Here is a 2,827-nt window from a genome sequence, read left to right as displayed (position 1 = left end):
GACCGATTCGCCGATCAGCGTGCGGATTTCCTTCGCCGCCGACGCCGAGCGTTGCGCGAGCGTGCGCACCTCGCCCGCGACCACCGCGAAGCCACGGCCCTGCTCGCCCGCGCGTGCGGCTTCGACCGCCGCATTCAGCGCGAGGATGTTGGTCTGGAACGCGATGCCCTCGATCGTGCCGATGATGTCGGCGACCTTCTGCGAACTCTGGTCGATCTCGTTCATCGTGCCGATCACCTCGCCGACCACCGTTGCGCCGCGCGTCGCGATCTCGCTCGCGCTGTCCGCGCACGCCTGCGCCTCGAGCGCATGGTCGGCATTCTGCTTCACGGTCGCCGTCAGCTGCTCCATGCTCGCGGCCGTCTCCTGCAGCGCGGACGCCTGTTCCTCGGTGCGCTGCGACAGGTCGGTGTTGCCGGCCGCGATCTGGTGCGTCGCCGTCGAAATCGCCTCGGAACCCTGGCTCACCTGGCGCACCGTGTCCGCGAGGCTGCGCTGCATGCCGGTCACGCCCTTGACCAGCTCGGCCATCTCGTCGTGCGACGACCAGCGCACCTCCGACGTCAGGTCGCCGTCCGACAGGCGGCGGAAGTGCGACAGCAGCCGGTTCACCGGCTGCGTGATCGCGTAATGCAGGCCGATCGCGCAGCCGAGGCATGCGGCGAGGCCGAATGCGATACCCGCGATCGCGCCCACGCGCATCCAGCCGTAATAGGTCTGCGCGGTGTCGTACACCTCCTTGCCACGCGCGGCCTGGTACGCGTCGAGCGCATCGGTCGCCTGCGTGAGCGCGACCGACAGCGGCGGCGCGACCTGCATCAGCAGCCGGTCGGCCTCGTCGCGGCGGCCATCGCGCACCGCGTCGATCATCGGCTTCAACGCCTGCCCGATCAGCGCCTGACGCGCGGCGTCGAGGCGGCTCGCGAGCGGGCCTTCGTCGCCGTCGTGCGGCATCGCCGCGTAGCCGCGCCATGCGGTGTCGGCCTTCGCGAGATAGTTCTCGGCCTTCTGGACGAGATCGGGTACTTCCGGCGCTTCCGGATGCAGCAGCGCGCGGTCGAGTGTCGTACGCACGACCGTCAGGTTCAGGCTGGCCGCCGACAGCGCGGTCTTCGCAGCCAGCTGCTGCGTATAGGCCTCGTCCAGCGCGCGGTTCGAGCTCTGCATGCCGGCGAGGCCGATCAGCCCCGATACGACGAGCAGCGCGGCGACGAGGCCGAGCGTGGAGAAGATCCGCGTACGGATCGAGAAACGGGAAAACAGGACGTTCAGGTTCATGACGGGACGTGAGCGATGAAAAGTGCCACGGCAATCGGTCCGCAGCACTCTGGATTACGGTTTGCCTGCAGAAAACTTGAGTCCGGCCCCGCTTTCCCCTGATCCCGGTCAATTTTTCGGGCCGGCAATCTCCTGTTACGGTTGCAACATATCGAGGCTGAGCAGAAATTGACCAGTCAACTATTCATGGCTATAGTTCGACACAATTCCCTGCCATGGCAGATATCTCGATGACCACCGACACCCTCCTCACTCCGCCGGCCGCCGAAACGGCCCGCCGCGACGCGCCGACCGGGCTGATCGTCGCCGCGCTGCTGCTCGTCATGCTGCTGTCCGCGCTCGACCAGACGATCGTGTCGACCGCGCTGCCGACGATCGTCGGCGAGCTCGGTGGGCTCGACCAGTTGTCGTGGGTCGTCACCGCGTACCTGTTGTCGTCCACCGTCGTGCTGCCGCTGTACGGCAAGCTAGGCGACCTGTACGGCCGCAAGATCGTGTTGCAGGCCGCGATCGTGCTGTTCCTCGCGGGCTCCGCACTGTGCGGCGTCGCGCAGGACATGACGCAGCTGATCGTGCTGCGCGCGCTGCAGGGGCTGGGTGGCGGCGGCCTGATGGTCGTCACGATGGCCGCGATCGGCGATCTGGTGCCGCCCGATCGCCGCGCGCGCTACCAGGGGATGTTCGGCGGCGTGTACGGCCTCGCGACGATCATCGGCCCGCTGCTCGGCGGCTTCCTGGTCGAGCACCTGTCGTGGCGCTGGATCTTCACGATCAACCTGCCGCTCGGCTTTCTCGCGCTCGCGGTGATCGGCGTCGCGTTCCGGCCGCACACCGCGCACGTGAAGCACCGGATCGACTACATGGGCGCCGCGTTCCTCGCCACCGCCCTCACCTGCGTGATCCTGTTCACGAGCGAAGGCGGCTCGCTGCTGCCGTGGACGTCGCCGCAACTGTGGATGACGCTCGTGCTCGGCGTCGTCGCGATCGGCGGCTTCATTTATGAAGAACGGCTCGCGGCCGAGCCGATCATGCCGCTCGAACTGTTCCGCCATCGCACCTTCGTGCTGGTCAGCCTGATCGGCTTCGTCGTCGGCATCGCGCTGTTCGGCTCGGTCACGTTCATCCCGCTCTACCTGCAGGTCGTGAAGGGCTCGACGCCGTCGCAGGCCGGGATGCAGCTGCTGCCGATGATGGGCGGGATGCTCGTGACGTCGATCGTCAGCGGCCGGCTGATCTCGCGGCTCGGCTCGTACCGGATGTTCCCGATCCTGGGCACGCTGACCGGCGGCATCGCGATGGCGCTGCTGTCGACGCTGACGCTCGATACGCCGCTGCACACGATGTATGCGTACATGGCGCTGCTCGGGATCGGGCTCGGCATGGTGATGCCCGTGCTCACGCTCGCCGTGCAGAACACGGTCGAATTCCGGCACATGGGCGTCGCGACGTCGGGCGCGACGCTGTTCCGCTCGATCGGCGGCTCGCTCGGCGTCGCGGCGTTCGGCGCGCTGTTCTCGCACGGGCTGCAGTCGCGGGTGATGGCTGCGCT

At 67.8% G+C, this 2,827-nt stretch carries 2 protein-coding genes; one reads left to right on the top strand and one right to left on the bottom strand.

Annotation, left to right across the window (positions count from 1 at the left end):
• Positions 1–1,278, bottom strand: a 1,278-nt coding sequence (locus JYJ84_RS33170) for a Tar ligand binding domain-containing protein (RefSeq protein WP_205190020.1), incomplete at its 3' end; no start/stop codon positions are given.
• Between the two features lie 230 nt (positions 1,279–1,508).
• On the opposite strand from JYJ84_RS33170, the gene JYJ84_RS33165 reads away from it, so the two are divergent.
• The coding region (locus JYJ84_RS33165; RefSeq protein ID WP_205190019.1) for an MDR family MFS transporter at positions 1,509–2,827 on the top strand (1,319 nt) is incomplete at its 3' end.

The organism is Burkholderia sp. LMG 13014 (genome assembly GCF_905232215.1).
In the GTDB taxonomy this organism is placed as follows: domain Bacteria; phylum Pseudomonadota; class Gammaproteobacteria; order Burkholderiales; family Burkholderiaceae; genus Burkholderia.
The sequence above is the reverse complement of the archived record's forward strand: the minus strand, read 5'-3'. Positions and strand labels throughout refer to the sequence as shown.